Source organism: Nonomuraea gerenzanensis (assembly GCF_020215645.1).
GTDB classification, from domain to species: domain Bacteria; phylum Actinomycetota; class Actinomycetes; order Streptosporangiales; family Streptosporangiaceae; genus Nonomuraea; species Nonomuraea gerenzanensis.
Map to the genome: position 1 here is coordinate 5976286 of NZ_CP084058.1, position 17319 is coordinate 5993604.

The window sequence follows — 17319 nt, forward strand, 5'->3', positions numbered from 1 at the left end:
CGGTTAAACCAACCGGATGGTTTATTTCGCCCTGAGGAGTCTCTGGTGTCCACCACCCTTGCCCCGATGCCCGTCACCTCGCCCCTGCCCTCCGCCCTCGAAGACCGTGCCGTGGTGATCGTCGGCGGCAGCTCCGGCATCGGCCTGGCCGCCGGCGCCCTGCTGGTCTCCGTCGGCGCCCGCGTCACCCTCGTCGCCCGCGACGCCGCCCGCCTGTCATCCGCCGCGGAGCGCCTGCGTACGACGCCCGGCGCCGCCGTGAGCGGCATCACCGGCGACGGCACGGACGAGACCGTCCTGGAGCACGCCCTCGACCAGGCGGGCCCGGTGGACCACGTGCTGGTGACGGCCGGCGGCTTCAGCGTCGGAGCGCTGCTGGACACGCCACGCGAGCAGGTGCGCGAGAGCGTGGACGGCCGCATCTGGGGCGCCTACGGCGCGGCCAGGGCCGCCGCCCGCCGCCTGCCCGCCGGCGGCTCGATCACCTTCAGCTCCGGCCTCTACCTGACGCGCCCGATCCCCGGCGCCTCCGCCGCCATCGCGAGCATCGGCGCCGTCGAGGGGCTCACCCGGGCGCTGGCAGTGGAGCTGGCGCCGCGGCGGCTGCGGGTCAACGCGATCAGGTACGGGGTGGTGGACACGCCGCTGTCGCGCGGCGCGCTCGGCCTGGGCGACGACGCGGCCGTGGCCGCCGCCGGGCAGGGCTCGCTGCTGGGGCGCTTCGCCACGGCGGAGGAGGCCGCCTCGGCCGCGCTGTTCCTCATGGCCAACAACTTCATGACCGGGACGGTGGTCACCGTGGACGGCGGGCAAAGCCTGGTCTGACACTCCGCCCGGTCGCACCCCCGCGCTGGCCCTTTCCCGCGCTCTCGGTGCCCGGGGGCGGCACGGTGGAGACCATCGCCGGGCCGCGATGCGGACCGAGCAGCCGTGGCCGCAGCGGTGCGGTGCCACGCGCCTCACGCGAGTCGAGGGGACTTGCGCGCGGCGCTTCGCAGCTCCGCCGCGAGCAGCCGCGCGGTCTCGGTGAGCGCGTCCACCAGCACTCGCGCTTCGCGGCTCACCGAGCGGTCCGCGGGAAGGGTGATGCCGATCGCGCGGGGGACGGTGTCGAGATGAAGCGGAAGCATGTCCAGCAAGTCGTCGCGCACCCCGATGAGCATGGGCAGGGGCGCGATCGAATCGGTCTGCAGGACGATCTCGCGCGAAGTCAGGAGGGTGGAGCACTCGGTGATGTCACGCGGCGCTTTGAGGCCGGCGGTCGCGAACATCTCGTCGAGCTCGGTCCGCAAGGTGCTCGGCTGCAGGGGCAGGATCCATGGATAGGACAGCAGGTCGGCGAGTTGCGGTGTCATGGACAGCGCCGGATGGCCACGGCGGACCACCGCCCGCACGGCCTCGTCGTAGAGCCTGATGTGGTGAAGGGCCCCGCGGTAGGTTCCGGGGTCCAGCCGGCCCACCAGCAGGTCGACCTCACTGCGCTGCAAGCTGGTGGCCAGGACCTCCGCGGTGCCTTCCAGCACGGAGACCGAGATCTCGGGATGCGTCTGCTTGACCGCGACGATGGCTTGTGGCAGCAACGCGTAGGCGCCGGCCAGGTTGGTCCCCACCCGTAGTGGCCGCGCGCCTCCGTGGCGTACCTCCTCGATCTGCTCGGACGCTCGGCGAAGGCTGCCCAGCGCCGATCTGGCCCGTTCGATCAGGATCTCCCCGGCGGTCGTGGGGAGCACACCTCGAGGCCCGCGCACGAACAGGGCCATGCCGATGAGGTCCTCGAGCTCATGCACACTGCGCGTGACTGCCGGCTGGGACACGTAGAGGGCCTCGGCGGCCCGCACGAAGGACCCTTCGTCGGCGATCGTCACGAGGAGGATCAAATGACGCAACTTCAGCCGGCCGCCGAACGGCTGTTGGGCCTCCACCACCATGACCTCGTCTCCAGTCATCCGTCGATGCCGTGAGCGTATACCGTGGGGCGCAGGCATACCCTGGGGGTTATACCTAGGCCAGGTTTAGCATTGGTGGTCTGCGTCTCACCGCGCGCAGGATTCTCGGCATGAATCCTCCGGCTTCTCCGGTCCTTCAACCTTCGAACTGGAGCGACGCCCTCGCGTCCGGCGCCGTCACCGTCGTCGATCTGACGGCGCGGCTCTCTTCGTCGACCCCGGTCCTCCCCCTCCCCGAGGGGATGGCCCCCATCCCACGCTTCGAGCTGGAAGAGCTCGCCAGGTACGACGAGCGCGGCGAGACCTCCTACCAGAACGGCATCCACACCGGCGAGCACGTCGGCACCCACTTCGACGCGCCCTGCCACTGGGTGACCGGCATCGAGCACGGCGACGTCTCCCAAGTGCCGGCGGAGCGCCTGGTCGGGCCCGCCGTGGTCATCGACAAGACCGCCGAGGTCGCGCAGGACCCCGACTACCTGCTCACCGTCGAGGACGTGCAGGCGTGGGAGCGCGCGCACGGAGCGCTGCCGGCGGGCTGGCTGCTCTACCGCACCGGCTGGGCCGCCCGGTCCCACGACCAGGACCTGTTCCTGAACGCCGACGATCGCGGACCGCACACCCCGGGGGTGACGCCGGAATGCGCCAGGTGGCTCGCTGAGGAGACCGACATCGTCGGGTTCGGGGTCGAGACCGTCGGCACCGACGCCGGCCAGGCCTTCGGCTTCGATCCGGCCTTTCCCGTGCACGCCTACCTCCTCGGCGCGGGCAAGTACGGCGTCACCCAGCTGCAGAACCTCGCCCTCCTCCCCCTGACAGGCACGCTGATCGTGGTCGCCCCGCTCCCCATCGTGGGCGGATCGGGCAGCCCCGCTCGCGTCCTCGCGCTGGTTCCCGGCAACCTCTCGGAGGAGAACTGATGCTGGTTCGTGAAGCGATCGGCGAGCAGCTCGCCGACCTCGGGGTCCGGGTCGCCTTCGGTGTGGTCGGAAGCGGCAACTTCCACTACACCAACGCGCTCGTGGGGCACGGCGCCCGATTCGTCGCGGCCCGCCACGAAGGTGGAGCAGCCACGATGGCCGACGCCTACGCCCGGATGTCCGGCGAAGTCGCCGTCCTCTCGCTCCACCAGGGCTGCGGATACACCAACGCACTCACCGGAATCGCCGAAGCGGCCAAGAGCAGGACGCCCTTGCTCGTCCTGACCGCCGAGGCGACCGAGCCCACGTCCAACTTCTTCATCGACCAGGCCGGCATGGCCGAGGGCGCCGGAGCGCTCGCCATGCGAGTACGCTCGCCAGAAACGGCTCTGGTGGACGTCGCGCGCGCCTACGCGGCCTGCAGGCACCAGCAGCGCACCGTGGTGCTCAACGTTCCCATCGACGTCCAGGACATGGAGCTGCCGGCCCATGCGCGCCGACGCACGTTCGAGCCCCTCGGGCTGCCCCAGCCCGCACCCGAGGACATCGCCCGCTTCGTCGAGCTGATCCGCTCCGCCGAGCGGCCGGTCTTCGTGGCGGGGCGCGGCAGCCGGGCGGCTGGCGCGAAGGCAGCGCTGCGGGAGCTGGCGGCCGCCTCGGGCGCGCTGCTCGCCACCTCCGCCGTCGCGCGGGGGCTCTTCAACGACGACCCCTGGGGCATCGACGTGTCCGGCGGCTTCAGCTCCCCGTTGACCGCCGAGCTCGTCAGCGGTGCGGACCTCGTGGTCGGCTTCGGATGCGCCCTGAACATGTGGACGATGCGGCACGGGAAGCTGATCGGCGAGCACGCCAAGGTCGTCCAGGTCGACATCGACCCCGAGGCCATCGGCCGCAACCGCGACGTGGACCTGGGCCTGTGGGGCGGCGTCGCAGAGACCGCTCGAGCCACCACGGCAGCCCTGGCTGAGACGGCCGGCGGTAACCGTCTCGGCTACCGCACGCCCGAGGTGGGTCGACGCATCCAGTCCTCGCTGCGCTGGAACCAGGTGGACTTCACCGACCAGTCGGCCGACGGGCGGATCGATCCCCGCACCCTGTCGATGGAGCTCAACCGGCTGCTGCCCAGCGAGCGGATCGTGTCGGTGGACTCGGGCAACTTCCTGGGCTACCCGAGTATGTACCTCGACGTCCCTGACGAGTACGGCTTCTGCTTCACCCAGGCGTTCCAGTCGGTCGGATTGGGCCTGGCCACCGGCCTCGGCGCCGCGCTCGCCCAACCTGGCCGGTTGCCCGTCGTCGGCGTGGGGGACGGCGGATTCCTGATGGGCATCAGCGAGCTCGAGACCGCGGTCCGGCTCGCGGTGCCCCTTCTCGTGGTGATCTACAACGACGCCATGTACGGCGCCGAGGTGCACCACTTCGGATTCGACGGCCCGTCACTGGACGCCGTGGTCTTCCCCGACAGCGACCTCGCCGCGATCGCGCGTGGCCACGGGTGCGAGGCCATCACCGTCCGGGAGGCGGCAGACCTCGCGCCGGTCAAGGACTGGATCTCGACCGGTCCGAGTCGCCCGATGATCATCGACGCCAAGGTGCTCTCGCGCGAGGGCTCGTGGTGGCTGCAGGAGGCGTTCGGCCACTGAGCCGAATGCGAGGTCTGGAGGAGACATGGAGAGCAGGCAGCCAGTGGCGCTGACCGCGACCGAGACCGTCAGCGTGACCCCACGCACCGGCGACGGCAACACGCGCCCTCACGAGCGGGTGCTTCGCAGTGACCGAATCATCGAACGCTCCATCATCGCGGCACGCGGCGCGGCAGGGGTTCTGGGCTTCCTCGCCCTGTGGGAGGTCGTCGCCAGGTACGACCTGCTGCCCCGCGACGTGCTACCCGCCGCGTCGACGACCTTGGCGAGCTCGGCCGAGCTCCTCGGCGACCCGACCTTCCTCAGCCAGATCGGCGCCACGCTGTGGGCGGCCTTCGTCGGCTACTTCCTGGCCGTGGTGATCGCGGTCCCGGCGGGACTGGTGCTCGGCCTCTCCGACCGGTTGCACGCGGCCACCGCCACCGTGGTCGAGCTGCTCCGGCCCCTGCCACCTGTCGGGCTGGTCCCTCTGCTGGTGCTCGTGGCCGGTCAGGGATTGGAGATGAAGGCGGTCGTGGTGGCCCTCGGGTGCCTCTGGCCGTTGCTCGTCAACACCATTCACGGCGTTCACTCCACGGACGGCACGGCGCGGGCCACTGCACGCTCGTTCGGCTGGTCACAGCGAACGGTCGCCCTGCGCGTCGTATGGCCCTCCGCCGTGCCCTCGGTGCTGACCGGCGTGAGGATCACTGTCTCCGTGGCGCTCATCCTGTGCGTCGGCGCGGAGTTCATCGGGGGCAGCCGCGACGGGCTCGGCAGCTGGCTGCTCCAGCAGAGCATGCTCCCGGGCGGAATCGACACCGTCTGCGCGGGTGTCGTCATCGCCGGAGCACTCGGGCTCCTGGTCAACGCTGCGGTCACCGCACTTGAGCGCCGCTTCGCCGGCTGGGCACACCGGGAGGACTCGTGAACACCTCGGTCAAGAGCAACGAACGCGTCCTTCGCATCGCCGTGGGCTGGGGCGCCGCGGCCCTGCTGCTGCTCGCGTGGCAGCTCGCGACGGCCCGCTCCGCATCGCTGTTCTTCCCCACACCGCTGCAGATCTTCGACGACCTGCGGGAGCGGTGGTTCTCCGACGGGCTGTCCGGCGGCATCGTGACCGACGCCTTCTTCGTCGACATCACACCGAGTCTCGAGCGGCTGCTCATCGGCCTGCTGATCGCGTGGTCGATCGGCATCACGCTCGGAGTGCTCCTCGGCCGGATCCCGGTCGTCGCCCACCTCGTCGAGCCGATCCTGCACTTCATGCGGGCCCTCCCGGGGCCGGTGCTGCTTCCACTGGCGCTCGTCCTGGTCGGAACCGGGACGACGATGCGGGTCTCGCTGATCGCCTTCGGTGCCGTGTGGCCGATCCTGTTCAACGCCTACAGCGCCGTACGGCGAGTGCCGGAGGGCTATGTCGAGACGGCTCGTGTGGCGCGGGTGTCACGGGTGCGCGTCCTGTTCCAGGTGATCCTGCCCTCGGCCAGCTCCGGCATCTTCGCCGGCATCCGCGTCTCGACATCGCTGGGCATCATCCTGCTCATCGCCTCGGAGCTGGTCGCGGCCTCTGACGGCATCGGGTTCGGTCTCACCCAGGCCCAGCGTTCCTTTCAGTTCCTCCCCATGTGGTCGTTCATCGTCGCCCTGTCGCTGCTCGGCTACCTGTCCAACCTCGTCCTGACGGGGATCGAGTCCGGCGTCCTTCGCTGGCACCGCCTTCAGATGTCAGTCCAGGACTGACCCGGCCCGAAAGGCTCCACGATGTCCCACGCACTCCTGGAGGTCGAGGACCTCCGACACACCTATCGCACGCGCCAGGGCGACCAGACGGTTCTCGACGGCATCAACTTCAAGGTCCAGCGCGGCGAGTTCGCCTCGATCGTCGGCCCGTCCGGCTGCGGCAAGACCACGTTGCTGCGCACCCTCTCCGGTCTGCTCCGACCCACTCACGGCACGATCGCCCTGTCGGGGGAGGTCATCACCGGCGTGCCCCGAGGCCTCGCCATGGTCTTCCAGGACTACCGCGCGTCGCTGTTTCCGTGGCGACGCGTCGGCGCCAACGTGGAGTTCCCTCTCCTGGGCCGGGTCGCGAAGGCCGAGCGGCGTTCACGAACCGCCGAGTCGCTGGCCGCGGTCGGCCTGGCCGACGCAGCCGACAAGTACCCCTGGCAGCTCTCGGGCGGCATGCAGCAGCGTGTCGCCATCGCCCGGGCGCTGGCGATGCGACCGGAGCTCCTCCTGATGGACGAGCCGTTCGCCTCCGTCGATGCGCAGACCCGCTCCGAGCTCGAAGATCTGCTGCTCCGCGTCCGAGAGCAGTTCGACGTGACGATCCTCTTCGTCACCCACGACGTAGACGAAAGTGTCTACCTCAGCACTCGGGTGCTGTCGCTCAGCAAGGCGCCGACCGTCATGACGGCCGACGTCCCGGTGCCGCTCGCGTTCCCGCGGGACCAGATCCGCACCCGGAAGAACCCGTCGTTCGTCGAGACGAGAAGCGAGGTTGCCCGGCTGATCCGACAGGCGAGTCCCGGTGGCCTGTCCACCGCAGAAAGCTCTCACTGACGGACGACGCCGGGCGCGGGTCGTCCGCACCCGGCGCCCGAGACCGTCCCTGCCACGTGCGACGAAGCAACTTCGAAGGAGAACACCCATGAACCTGCGCACCAAGCGACAATTCGGCGCGCTCGCGCTCACGCTGCTGCTGGCGAGCGCCACCAGTGCGTGCGGCAGCGACGAGGCCCCCACGTCAGCCGATGGCCCCACCAAGGTCACGCTCTCGATCCCGCCGGTCGGCGACTCGCTGCCGGTGTACGACGCGATCGCCAAGGGCTACTTCGCCGCCGAGGGCCTCGACGTCGAGCTCAGGCCCGCCGCGAACGGCGCCACCACGATCAACGCCCTGGTCTCCGGCAGCACCGACCTGGCCCTGGTGTCCTACCCTTCGCTGATCACCGCCCGGTCCTCCGGCATGCCGGTCACCATCGCCGCTCCCGCGATCGCAGGGACCGAGGAGTACGCGTCCGGCCTCTACGTCCTGGCGGACTCCGACATCAAGAAGCCGGCCGACATGGTCGGCAAGAAGATGGCGACCCCGTCGCTGGGCTCCGTCGGCGACGTCTGGTTCCGAGGTGAGCTGCTGCAGGAGGGTCTCGACCCCGGCAGCGTCACCTACGTGGAGATCCCGCAGGCCAACATGGCCGCCGCCCTCAAGGCCGGCGACGTCGACGGCATCTTCCAGACCGAGCCGACCCTCAGCGCGACCCAGGCCAGCCTCGACATCCGGCTGGTCGACTACCAAGAGGGGCCGCAGGGCCTGTTCGCGACGTCCGCCACGTTCCTGAAGGACCAGCCGGGCGCGGTGGCGGGCTTCCGTGCCGCGCTCGCCAAGGCGGTCGCCGACATCGAGGCGGACCCGCGCGGCGTGGCGACGGCGATGATGCCCAAGTACACCAAGATGACCGCGGAAGTCGCCGCCAAGATGCGGCTTCCCCAGTACCAGGTCGACTACGACGCCGCGGGCGTCCAGAGCGTCATCGACCTGATGGTCAAGGTCGGCCTGCTCAAGGCCTCCTTCAAGGCGAGCGACCTCTATCAGGACGTCACATGAGCACCCCTCGTCGGCTTCGCTGACAACGCTCCCACAACCCCCGCCACCAGCGCGGGCCACGCCCTCACGGGTGCGGCCCGCCGGAGGAGATCCATGTCTCATCCCACCCGCGACCACGTCGCGATCGTCGGCGCCGCCGAGTCGCCCTACACCCGCCACCCCGGCGCGGGCACCACGACCGCCGGAGTGCTGCGCGACGCAGTCGTCCGGGCCCTGCGCGATGCCGGCCTCGAGCCGGGGGACGTGGACGGGCTCGGTGTCGCCAGCTTCACCCTCGGCCCGGACCACGCCATCGACCTCGCCTGGCGACTGGGCCTGAAGCTGCGCTGGATCATGCAGGACACCAACGGTGGCGCGAGCGCCGGCGGAATGCTGCAGCACGCCGTGCGGGCCGTCGAAGCCGGCGACGCGTCCGTCGTCGTGCTGGTCGCCGGCGACGCCATGGACAAGGCCGCCCACACCAGGCTGGTCAGGGCCTACAACCAGGCAACCGTCGACCACTTGGCCGACCTTCCCATGACCGGACCGAACGCCCTGTTCGCGATGCTGACGCAACGACAGATGGCCGCCTGGCAGCTCGACCGTAAGGACTACGGCGACCTCGTGGTCGCCCAGCGTGCCTGGGCGGGGCTGAACCAGGGAGCGGTGTACCGCGCGCCGATGACGCTGGCGGAGTACCTCGACGCGCCCCTGGTCGCCGCACCTCTCGGGCGTTACGACTGTGTCCCGCCGGTGACGGGCGCCGACGCCATCGTGGTCGCCGGCGAGGAGCGGACCACGGGTCGCCGCGCCCGGGTGCTGGCGGTCACCACCGCCTACAACGCCGACGACCAGGCAGGCGACGGCATCCAGACCGCGGTCGCCGGCTGTGCCCCCGCCGCCTGGGAACGCGCAGGTGTCGCGCCGACCGACGCCGACGTGATCAGCGTGTACGACGACTACCCGGCGATGGTGCTGTCCCAGCTCGTCGACCTCGGGGTGACCCACCCCGGAGCGATCCGGGCCGTCATCGCCGAGCAGATAGCCACCCGGCGGCTGCCGGTCAACACGTCCGGCGGCCAGCTCTCCGCCGGCCAGGCAGGAGCCGCGGGCGGCATGCACGGATTGGTGGAGGTCGTCCAGCAACTGCGCGGGCGCGCCTCCGGCCGGCAGGTCGAGGCCCGGATCGGCGTGGTCACGGGCTACGGCATGGTGCTCTACAGGCACGGATCCTGCGGCAACGTCGCAGTGCTGGAGGCGGTCGCATGAGCCTCCACGTCCAGCGCTGCGGTGGTTGCGGCACGCACTACTTCCCCCGACGACTGCTGTGTCCCGGGTGCGGCGCCGACGACTTCGACGAGGTGAGCGTCGAGCGAGGCCGAGTCGTCACCTCCACGCGGACCAGCGACGGTACGACACTCCTCACCGTCGAGTGCGCGGCCGGCCTGCAGGTCGTCGCGCGGCTGATCGGAGAACCCGAGGGACTTCCCCCGCATCGGGAGCTACCGCTCACGACCTCTCCTGCCACGCCGGGCCCCGCGGCCTTCGTCCCGGACCCCACGCACGCCGGCGACGACCCCCGTCGCCTGCCGCGGGACACCCCGCTGCGTGAGTGCACCATCCCCGGGATGCTGCTGGCCCGGGCGGCGCTGACGCCCGAAGCCCCTGCCCTCGTGTGCGGCGACGTTCACCGCACGGCTGCTGGGATGGCCGAGGCGGTGGCGCGCGCAGCGGGTGCGCTCGCCGCCCGCGGCGTCACCTCGGGCGAACGAGTCGCCTTCCTCGCCGCCAACCGTGTCGAGCTCCTCGACCTCGTGCTCGGCGCCGCCTGGCTGGGTGCGGTCGCGGTCCCGATCAACACCGCCGCCCGGGGGGCTCAGCTGCACCACATCCTGGCGAACTCGCAGGCCCGGCTCCTGGTCGTCGAGGCCGGCCTCGAACCTCACCTCGAAGGTCTGCCGGCTCTGCCGGACCTGCAGGCGAGGTGGGTCCTCGGCGACCGGACCGAGCCCATGCAGGCGCCGGTCTCGCCGGCCGTCGTCGCCCCCGGAGACCCCGCCGCGATCCTGTACACCTCGGGCACGACCGGCGTCTCCAAGGGAGTCGTGTGCCCGCAGGCGCAGTTCTGGTGGTGGGGCAACAACGTCAGCGACCAGATCGGGATCCAGCCGGACGACGTGCTGCACACCTGTCTGCCGCTGTTCCACACCAACGCACTCAACGCCTTCAGCCAGGCCCTGGTCAGCGGCGCGACCTACGTCCTGGGCGGCCGCTTCTCGGCGTCCCGGTTCTGGTCGCAGATGGCCGACAGCGGCGCCACCGTGACCTACCTGCTCGGCGCCATGGTGGGCATCCTCGACAGCCAGCCGCCGTCGGAGCTGGATCGCGCCCACCAGGTACGGCTCGCGCTGTCGCCGGCGACACCGGGCCGGCTGCTGACCCCGTTCCGCGAGCGCTTCGGCGTCGCGCTGCTCGACGGCTACGGATCGACCGAGACCAACGCGGTCGTGGCCACCCGGCCGGGAGAGGAACGACCAGGCTACATCGGGACGCTGCAGCCGGGCTTCCACATGCGGGTGGTCGACGCCGACGGCGCCGACGTACCGCTCGGCACCCCGGGCGAGCTGCTGCTGCGCAGCGACCAGCCCTTCGCCTTCGCGTCCGGCTACTTCCGGATGCCTGAAGCGACCACCGCCGCCTGGCAGGACCTGTGGTTCCACACCGGCGACCGCGTGTGCGTGGAAGCAGAGGGATCCATCCGGTTCGTGGATCGCATCAAGGACGTGATCCGGCGTCGCGGCGAGAACATCTCGTCGGTGGAGGTCGAGGACGTGCTCCGCGCGCACCCCGCCGTGGCGGAGGTGGCGGTCTACGCCGTCGATTCCGAGCTCGGCGAGGACGAGGTCATGGCGGCGATCGTCGTCAAGGAAGCCGCACAGCTCGACTTCGAGGACCTGGTCGAGTTCTGCGGCCCGCGCCTCGCGGCGTACGCCATCCCTCGGTTCCTCGTCCGGCTCGACGCCCTCCCGCTGACCGAGAACGGCAAGGTCCGAAAGCCGGAGCTGCGCAGCCGCGGAACCGACGGTGCGTGGGACCGCCAGCCACCTCGTCCCCGGCCGACGGCTCCTGACTCGGCCCCGACACAACGGACATCCCATGCGTGAGTACAAGAACTTCCTCGACGGCCGATTCATCGACGGCTCGGAGGCGTTCGCCGACATCGACCCGGCGACCGGCCAACAGGTCGCCTGGGTGCACGAGGCGGACGCCGCCCTCGTCGACCAGGCAGTCCGGGCAGCGCGCGCGGCGCTGGACGGCCCCTGGGGCCGGACGACGATCCAGCAGCGCTGCGCCCTGCTCCGCCGGGTCGCAGACGAGATCGACCGGCGCGCCGACGACCTCCTGGCCGCCGAGGTCGCCGACACCGGCAAGCCCGAAGCAGGCGCTCGCGCTCTCGACATCGCCCGCTCGGCCGCCAACTTCCGGGCCTTCGCCGATGTCGCGGGAGCTGAAGGAGCGGAGTCCTACCTCCAGGATCTGGATGACGGCCGGCAAGCGCTGAACTACGTCGTCCGCAAGCCGCTGGGCGTCGTGGCGGCGATCGTGCCGTGGAACCTCCCGCTCCTCCTCCTGACCTGGAAACTGGCACCTGCGCTGGCGTGCGGCAACACCGTCGTCGTCAAGCCGTCCGAGGAGACACCGGGCTCGGCGACGCTGCTCGCCGAGGTGCTCGCCGCGGCGGGCGTGCCGAACGGCGTCTACAACGTCGTCCACGGTTTCGGCACCGGTTCGGCGGGCGAGCACCTCACCAGCCACCCGGGCATCGACGGCGTGACCTTCACCGGGTCGACGGCGACCGGCGCAGGCATCATGAAGACCGTCGCGCCCCGCATCCGCCCGGTGTCCTTCGAGCTCGGGGGGAAGAACGCAGCCCTCGTCTTCGCCGACGCCGACCTCGATGCCACAGTCGCCGGGCTGACCCGCTCCGTGTTCGCCAACACCGGGCAGGTGTGCCTGTGCACGGAGCGCGTCTACATCGAACGCTCGGTCTTCGACGAGGTGGCAGAGCGGCTCGTCGCCGCGGCCGAGGCCCTGCGTCTCGGAGCGCCTTCGGATCCTACGACGACGACCGGCCCGGTGATCTCGCGGGCTCACCAGAGAAAGATCCTCGACTACGTGCGCCTCGCCGAGCAGGCAGGCGCCAAGACCCTGACGGGAGGACGGGCAGCCGCCCCGGGCGGTGCTCTCAACGAGGGCTTCTGGGTCGAGCCGACCCTCTGGACGGGCCTGAACGACGACGACCGGGTCGTCCGGGAGGAGATCTTCGGTCCCGTCGCGGCGCTCATGCCCTTCGACACCGAGGAAGAGGCGGTCAGGCGGGCGAACGACACCGACTACGGGCTCGCGGCCGCGGTCTGGACGTCCGACCTCCGCCGTGCGCACCGGGTCGCAGCCCAGATGCAGACCGGGATCTCGTGGGTCAACACCTGGTTCCTGCGTGAGCTGCGATCGCCCTTCGGCGGCATGGGACTGTCGGGCATCGGCCGCGAGGGTGGCCGTCACTCGCTCGACTTCTACACCGAGACGACGAATGTGTGCGTGGCACTGTGAGCGCGGCCGGAGCAGCAGGCGTGCCGACCGTGGTCGCCGAGGCGGCCGGGACCGGTCGACGAGCCAGGGACCACCCGCCTCGGCGGCTGCGCCCAGACGAGCACCACCCCTCAGGAGGAAGCGCAATGACCCAGCCGACCACTCACCTCACCCCGCCACTCAACTTCATGAAGTGGATCCGTGAGCACGAGCCGGAGCTCAAGCCTCCGGTCAACAACCAGTCGATCTTCACCGGGCAGGACTTCATCGTCCAGGTCGTCGGGGGTCCGAACCAGCGGACCGACTTCCACGTCGACCCCTACGAGGAGTGGTTCCACCAGATCAAGGGCTCCATGTACGTCGACGTCATGACCGAGGACGGCAAGGTCACCGTCGAGATCAAGGAAGGTGAGACCTGGCTCCTTCCAGGCTTCCTTCCCCACTCGCCGCAGCGGCCTGAGGCGGGGTCCATCGGCGTCGTGATCGAGCGGGTCCGCGAGGAGGGGACATCGGAGAAGTTCCAGTGGTACTGCCTCGAGTGCTCGGGCCTGGTGCACGAGGTGGAGCTGCAGGTCCGCGACATCGTGGCGGACCTGCCGCCGGTGTTCACGCAGTTCTACGAGGACGCGGCGGCCCGCACCTGCGCGCACTGCGGCGCCCTGCATCCGGGGAAGGGGTGAGCACGTGATCCCCGCCATCGAGGTGCACGCCCACTGCGCGCACGGCGGCGGCTCCCTCCCCTACGGGCCGGGCAGGATCGACAACGCCTGGCGCCGACGCCATGACATCGCCGGCACCCTGGAGGCCGGCCGTGTGACCACGTGGCCCGGGCTCGACCGGGTGGGCACGGCCTCGTGAGCTCGACCTCCCTCCCCCAGCACATGCGAGCCGTCGTCGCCAGCCGGCCGGGCGGACCGGATGTCCTGACGATGACGCAGCGGGCCCTCCCGCGACCTGGGCAAGGTGAAGCGCTGGTGCGCGTCGTCGCGGCAGGCGTGAACCGGGCCGACCTCATGCAACGAGCAGGCGACTACCCCGGCGCAGCAGCGGTCAGCGACCTCGGCCTCGAGGTCTCCGGGGTCGTGGTCTCGGTCGGTCCGGGTGTCGGGGACGACCTGCTCGGCCGTGAGATGTGTGCGCTTCTCCCCGGAGGCGGGTACGCCGAGTACGTCGCCGTGCGCGCCGCACACCTGGCGCCGGTCCCCGCCGGTGTCTCCACCGTCGACGCCGGCGGGCTGATGGAGGCCACCGCCACCGTGTGGTCGAACCTCTACATGCCCGACAAGCTCGAACCGGGGTCCTGGCTGCTCGTGCACGGCGGCGCCAGCGGTATCGGTGCGACGGCCGTGCAGATCGCCGCAGCCCACGGCGTACGGGTGGCGACCACGGTCGGCTCGCCCGACAAGGCCCGGTTCGTCGAGGGGCTGGGTGCCGATCTCGTGATCGATCACCGTCGACAGGACTTCGCCGACGAGCTGTGCCATCGCGGCATCCGTCCCGCGGTGGTGCTCGACATCGTCGGCGCGGACTACCTGCAACGAAACCTGCAGGTGCTGGACCGCGGCGGCCGCCTCGTCGTGATCGGCCATCAGAGCGGATCGAGGGCCACGATCGACCTCGAACCGCTGCTCAGGAACAACCTGACGCTCACCGGAAGCGGTCTGCGGATGCGGCCCGATCACGAGAAGGACCAGATCATCGCCGAACTCGTGCGGCACGTGTGGCCGCTGTACGAGAGCGGCGCGATCGTCCCGACCACCCACGCAACCCTCCCGCTCGAGAGGGCCGCCGAGGCTCATCGCCTCCTCGAGCAATCCCACCACCGTGGCAAGGTCCTGCTCCTCGCTGACCCTGGCCTGCCCCCGACACCCGAAAGCCGACGATGAACAGCCCTCCCTCCCGGATCTTGTACCAGAGCTTCACCGACCCGGCCGTCCACCAGCCATACCTCTCCAGGCTGCAGGCCTACCTCACCGAGATCGCCGCGCCCGGGGTCACCTACGAGGTGCGTGGGATCAGCCCGGCCGACACCCAGCTCGGCAGGCTCAGCGAGCTGCGTTGCGGCGTCCAGTCAGTCGCCGGCATCGTCGCGGCGGCCGAGGAGGGCTTCGATGCCGTCCTGGTCGGCCACTTCCAGGACGCGTGTCTCTACGAGGCGCGGACGGCCGTCGACATCCCGGTCATCGGGCACGGCGAAGCCAGCATGCTCCAGGCCTGCATGCTGGGTGGCCGCATCGGCCTCGTCACCCTCGACCCCGTGTACCTGTCGTGGCACAGCGAGCAGATAGCCCGCTACGGGCTGTCGTCCCGGGTCGTCGACGTCCGGCCGCTGCGGCTCACCCCCGACCAGGCGGTCGCAGCCTACGACGACGACGTGGCGTACCAGTCGATCAAGGACACGTTCGTCTCGCTGGCCATCAGCATGGTCGAGGAGAGCGGTGTCGATGTCGTGATGTCGGCGGGGGGCCTGTTCGCCCTGCTCAGCGCCCGCGACCACGTCGAGGTGCCGGGCGCGCTGGTGGCCAATCCGACCCTGCTCGCGGTCCGACAGGCGGAGGCGTCCGTCGCGATCACCCGAGCGATGGGAACCCCGGTCTCTCGCGGAGGGACCTTCGCCAGGGCAACACCGCAAGCCGTGAAAGAACTGCTCACTCTCGTCAAGGGGACCCAACGATGACCACCCTCAGCTACACCGCCCACGCCCTCGCCACCGGTGACGGACGCTCAGGAAGCGTCCGCTCGGACGACGGCCTGATCGAGCTCGACCTGGGAATCCCCGAGGGCCTGGGCGGATCCGGCGGGCACGTCAGCAACCCCGAGCAGCTCTTCGCCGCCGGGTACTCGGCCTGCTTCCTCTCGGCCCTGACCTCGGTCGCCCGCGTTCAACGCGTCAAGCTGCGCGACGCCCGGGTAGAGGCGCGGGTGACGATCGCCGGCGGGAGCGCCGGCTTCGACCTGTCGGTCGAGCTTGTCGTCACTGCTCCGGGCGTGCCGCCGGAGATCGGGGAGGCGCTGCTGGAGGCTGCCCACCGCAAGTGCCCCTACTCGAAGGCCGTCACGGGAAACATCCCCGTGAAGCTCACCCTGTCCCCTGGAAGCTGAGTCGCGCATTCCTGGCGCTGGGCGCCGGCGCTTTCGACATCCTGGCGGTCGCGGCCGGCTGCTGACCCGAGGCGGCGGCGAACGACGTTCACCGAGGTCCTTGTCGCCATTCACGGTCAGCTCCTGGCCGGCGAACCGGGCTGCGGCGCCGCGTCGAGCCGTTGTGCCTGCTGCTGCAGATGGGTGAGCATGGCCTTGCCCGCGGGGGTGAGCGCGCGGGCGCCGGGCAGGGTCACGCCGACCTGGCGGCGTACCGACGGCAGCGGCACGGGCAGCTCCTGCAGCCGGCTGTCGGTCCTGACGAACAACGCGGGCAGCGCGGCGACCATGTCGGTCTCCAGGAGCAGCGACCGGATGGTCAGGATCGAGGTGCACTCGGTGCGGTCGCGCGGCAGCGGCAGGTCGTCGCGGCGGAAGAGCTGCTCCAGCTCCTGCCGCAGCGAGGTCTGCTCCAGGGGCAGAATCCAGGGGTAGGCCAGCAGGTCGGCCAGCGTCCGTGCCGCCCTCGCCGGGTGTCCCTCGCGGGCGACCAGCAGCACCGGCTCCTCGTAGAGGGGCAGCTGGCGCAGGCCGGGGTGGTCCTCGATGGGGTTGAGCCGGCCGAGGATCACGTCGAGGTCGCCGTCGACGAGGCGCGGCACCAGGGAGTCGAACGTGCCCTCCCTGACGATCACGGTGATCCCGGGCCGGTCGGCCTTGAGCGCGGCGATGGAGCGGGGCAGCAGCACGTTCGTGGCGGTGAGCAGCGTGCCCACGGTCACGGTGCCGGCGTCGCCGTCGGCCAGGCCGGCGATGCGCTCACCCGCGCGGCGCAGCTCGGCCTGCACGGCGCGGGCGTGCTCGATGAACGCCTCGCCGAACAGCGTCGGCGTGACGCCGCGCGGCCCCCGGACGAACAGCTCGACGCCCAGGAGGTGCTCCACCTCCCGCAGCCCGCGCGTGACGGCGGGCTGCGCCAGGTGGAGGTGCTCGGCCGCGCGCAGGACGCTGCCCTGATCGGCGATGGCCGTGACGAGTACGAGGTGGCGGAGCTTGAGCCGGCCGCTCAGCAGGTCCAGAGGACGAGATATCACGAAACCATCATATGAGCGGGATGGAATCTCCCTATTTTGCTATGGCGGCCGGGCGGTCTCCGAGGCGTTCGGCGTCGTCGCGCGGGATCATCAGGGCCGCGACCAGGCTGACGACCGATGCCACGGCCAGGGAGGCGGTGATCGACAGGGACGTCCCGGCCGAGGCGAGCAGCGACGCGGCCACCAGCGGCGTGATCCCGCCACCCAGCAGTCCTCGATGCGCAGCCGCAGGTACAGGCCCATCACCACGAGCACGACGCTGAGCAGGAACGGCACCCGCCAGCCCCACGCCATGAAACCACGAGGGCGGCGGCCGTGCCGTACAGGAAGAAGTCGTACCACTCGATGGCGGTGCCGATGAAGGCCGCCCGCGAGACGCGGCGGGCGGCCTGTGGTATGCCGGGACGAATACCGATATGCGCCCCAGATATAGCAGGACGGACATATAACAAACCGAAGATATCTAGCCCTGAT

18 protein-coding genes are annotated in these 17319 nt (G+C 70.7%); 15 read left to right on the plus strand and 3 right to left on the minus strand.

The genetic code is table 11. From position 1 onward, the window contains the following. The first annotated feature begins 45 nt into the window (after positions 1 to 45). The gene (locus LCN96_RS27945) at positions 46 to 825 is read left to right on the plus strand and encodes an SDR family oxidoreductase (protein WP_225275860.1); all 780 of its coding nucleotides are present in this window, start codon (positions 46 to 48) and stop codon (positions 823 to 825) included. A gap of 134 nt (positions 826 to 959) precedes the next feature. Here the strand turns inward: LCN96_RS27945 and LCN96_RS27950 are convergent, their stop codons facing one another. Beyond that, a complete protein-coding gene (locus tag LCN96_RS27950; protein ID WP_225275861.1) occupies positions 960 to 1928 on the minus strand; it encodes a LysR substrate-binding domain-containing protein in 969 nt (322 codons plus the stop codon). Positions 1929 to 2056: 128 nt separating this feature from the next. Between LCN96_RS27950 and LCN96_RS27955 the strand changes: the two genes are divergently transcribed. The 14 genes from LCN96_RS27955 (at position 2057) to LCN96_RS28020 (ending at position 15772) form a co-directional block, all read left to right on the plus strand. After that, complete coding sequence (locus tag LCN96_RS27955; RefSeq protein WP_225275862.1) at positions 2057 to 2866, plus strand: cyclase family protein; 810 nt, start codon at positions 2057 to 2059, stop codon at positions 2864 to 2866. Then, entirely contained in the window at positions 2866 to 4509 is a 1644-nt protein-coding gene (locus LCN96_RS27960; protein WP_225275863.1) for a thiamine pyrophosphate-binding protein, read from the plus strand. Before LCN96_RS27955 ends, LCN96_RS27960 begins: the two co-directional genes overlap by 1 nt. Positions 4510 to 4534: 25 nt before the next feature. Then, entirely contained in the window at positions 4535 to 5419 is an 885-nt protein-coding gene (locus LCN96_RS27965; RefSeq protein ID WP_225275864.1) for an ABC transporter permease, read from the plus strand. Beyond that, on the plus strand, positions 5416 to 6231 hold the full coding sequence (locus LCN96_RS27970) for an ABC transporter permease (RefSeq protein WP_225275865.1): 816 nt from the start codon (positions 5416 to 5418) through the stop codon (positions 6229 to 6231). Before LCN96_RS27965 ends, LCN96_RS27970 begins: the two co-directional genes overlap by 4 nt. Before the next feature lie 21 nt (positions 6232 to 6252). Beyond that, the gene (locus LCN96_RS27975) at positions 6253 to 7056 is read left to right on the plus strand and encodes an ABC transporter ATP-binding protein (RefSeq protein WP_225275866.1); all 804 of its coding nucleotides are present in this window, start codon (positions 6253 to 6255) and stop codon (positions 7054 to 7056) included. An 88-nt stretch (positions 7057 to 7144) separates the two neighbouring features. Beyond that, entirely contained in the window at positions 7145 to 8101 is a 957-nt protein-coding gene (locus tag LCN96_RS27980; RefSeq protein WP_225275867.1) for an ABC transporter substrate-binding protein, read from the plus strand. A 93-nt stretch (positions 8102 to 8194) separates the two neighbouring features. Next, complete coding sequence (locus tag LCN96_RS27985; protein WP_225275868.1) at positions 8195 to 9349, plus strand: thiolase family protein; 1155 nt, start codon at positions 8195 to 8197, stop codon at positions 9347 to 9349. Next, on the plus strand, positions 9346 to 11244 hold the full coding sequence (locus LCN96_RS27990) for an ATP-dependent acyl-CoA ligase (RefSeq protein ID WP_225275869.1): 1899 nt from the start codon (positions 9346 to 9348) through the stop codon (positions 11242 to 11244). Before LCN96_RS27985 ends, LCN96_RS27990 begins: the two co-directional genes overlap by 4 nt. Beyond that, positions 11237 to 12691: a 2-hydroxymuconic semialdehyde dehydrogenase gene (locus LCN96_RS27995; protein WP_225275870.1), complete on the plus strand. Its 1455-nt coding sequence runs from the start codon at positions 11237 to 11239 to the stop codon at positions 12689 to 12691. Before LCN96_RS27990 ends, LCN96_RS27995 begins: the two co-directional genes overlap by 8 nt. A gap of 125 nt (positions 12692 to 12816) precedes the next feature. Continuing rightward, complete coding sequence (locus LCN96_RS28000) at positions 12817 to 13350, plus strand: 3-hydroxyanthranilate 3,4-dioxygenase (RefSeq protein ID WP_225275871.1); 534 nt, start codon at positions 12817 to 12819, stop codon at positions 13348 to 13350. Between the two features lie 4 nt (positions 13351 to 13354). Next, a complete protein-coding gene (locus LCN96_RS28005; RefSeq protein ID WP_225275872.1) occupies positions 13355 to 13528 on the plus strand; it encodes a hypothetical protein in 174 nt (57 codons plus the stop codon). A 23-nt stretch (positions 13529 to 13551) separates the two neighbouring features. Continuing rightward, positions 13552 to 14556, plus strand: a complete 1005-nt coding sequence (locus tag LCN96_RS28010; protein WP_225275873.1) for an NAD(P)H-quinone oxidoreductase — start codon at positions 13552 to 13554, stop codon at positions 14554 to 14556. Further along, entirely contained in the window at positions 14553 to 15347 is a 795-nt protein-coding gene (locus LCN96_RS28015; RefSeq protein ID WP_225275874.1) for an aspartate/glutamate racemase family protein, read from the plus strand. The genes LCN96_RS28010 and LCN96_RS28015 overlap by 4 nt, the downstream gene beginning before the upstream one ends. After that, positions 15344 to 15772, plus strand: coding sequence for an Ohr family peroxiredoxin (locus tag LCN96_RS28020; RefSeq protein WP_225275875.1), 429 nt, complete (start codon positions 15344 to 15346; stop codon positions 15770 to 15772). The genes LCN96_RS28015 and LCN96_RS28020 overlap by 4 nt, the downstream gene beginning before the upstream one ends. A gap of 116 nt (positions 15773 to 15888) precedes the next feature. Here the strand turns inward: LCN96_RS28020 and LCN96_RS28025 are convergent, their stop codons facing one another. Both LCN96_RS28025 and LCN96_RS28030 read right to left on the minus strand, forming a co-directional pair. Then, positions 15889 to 16845, minus strand: a complete 957-nt coding sequence (locus LCN96_RS28025) for a LysR substrate-binding domain-containing protein (protein ID WP_225275876.1) — start codon at positions 16843 to 16845, stop codon at positions 15889 to 15891. A 31-nt stretch (positions 16846 to 16876) separates the two neighbouring features. Continuing rightward, entirely contained in the window at positions 16877 to 17029 is a 153-nt protein-coding gene (locus LCN96_RS28030; RefSeq protein ID WP_225275877.1) for a hypothetical protein, read from the minus strand. Positions 17030 to 17319: the final 290 nt, after the last annotated feature.

Coding starts and splice junctions, on each gene's coding strand:
- LCN96_RS27950 (WP_225275861.1), bottom strand. CDS start 1,928: ATGGTGGTGGAGGCCCAACAGCCGTTCGGCGGCCGGCTGAAGTTGCGT.
- LCN96_RS27955 (WP_225275862.1), top strand. CDS start 2,057: ATGAATCCTCCGGCTTCTCCGGTCCTTCAACCTTCGAACTGGAGCGAC.
- LCN96_RS27960 (WP_225275863.1), top strand. CDS start 2,866: ATGCTGGTTCGTGAAGCGATCGGCGAGCAGCTCGCCGACCTCGGGGTC.
- LCN96_RS27965 (WP_225275864.1), top strand. CDS start 4,535: ATGGAGAGCAGGCAGCCAGTGGCGCTGACCGCGACCGAGACCGTCAGC.
- LCN96_RS27975 (WP_225275866.1), top strand. CDS start 6,253: ATGTCCCACGCACTCCTGGAGGTCGAGGACCTCCGACACACCTATCGC.
- LCN96_RS27980 (WP_225275867.1), top strand. CDS start 7,145: ATGAACCTGCGCACCAAGCGACAATTCGGCGCGCTCGCGCTCACGCTG.
- LCN96_RS27985 (WP_225275868.1), top strand. CDS start 8,195: ATGTCTCATCCCACCCGCGACCACGTCGCGATCGTCGGCGCCGCCGAG.
- LCN96_RS27990 (WP_225275869.1), top strand. CDS start 9,346: ATGAGCCTCCACGTCCAGCGCTGCGGTGGTTGCGGCACGCACTACTTC.
- LCN96_RS27995 (WP_225275870.1), top strand. CDS start 11,237: ATGCGTGAGTACAAGAACTTCCTCGACGGCCGATTCATCGACGGCTCG.
- LCN96_RS28000 (WP_225275871.1), top strand. CDS start 12,817: ATGACCCAGCCGACCACTCACCTCACCCCGCCACTCAACTTCATGAAG.
- LCN96_RS28010 (WP_225275873.1), top strand. CDS start 13,552: ATGCGAGCCGTCGTCGCCAGCCGGCCGGGCGGACCGGATGTCCTGACG.
- LCN96_RS28015 (WP_225275874.1), top strand. CDS start 14,553: ATGAACAGCCCTCCCTCCCGGATCTTGTACCAGAGCTTCACCGACCCG.
- LCN96_RS28020 (WP_225275875.1), top strand. CDS start 15,344: ATGACCACCCTCAGCTACACCGCCCACGCCCTCGCCACCGGTGACGGA.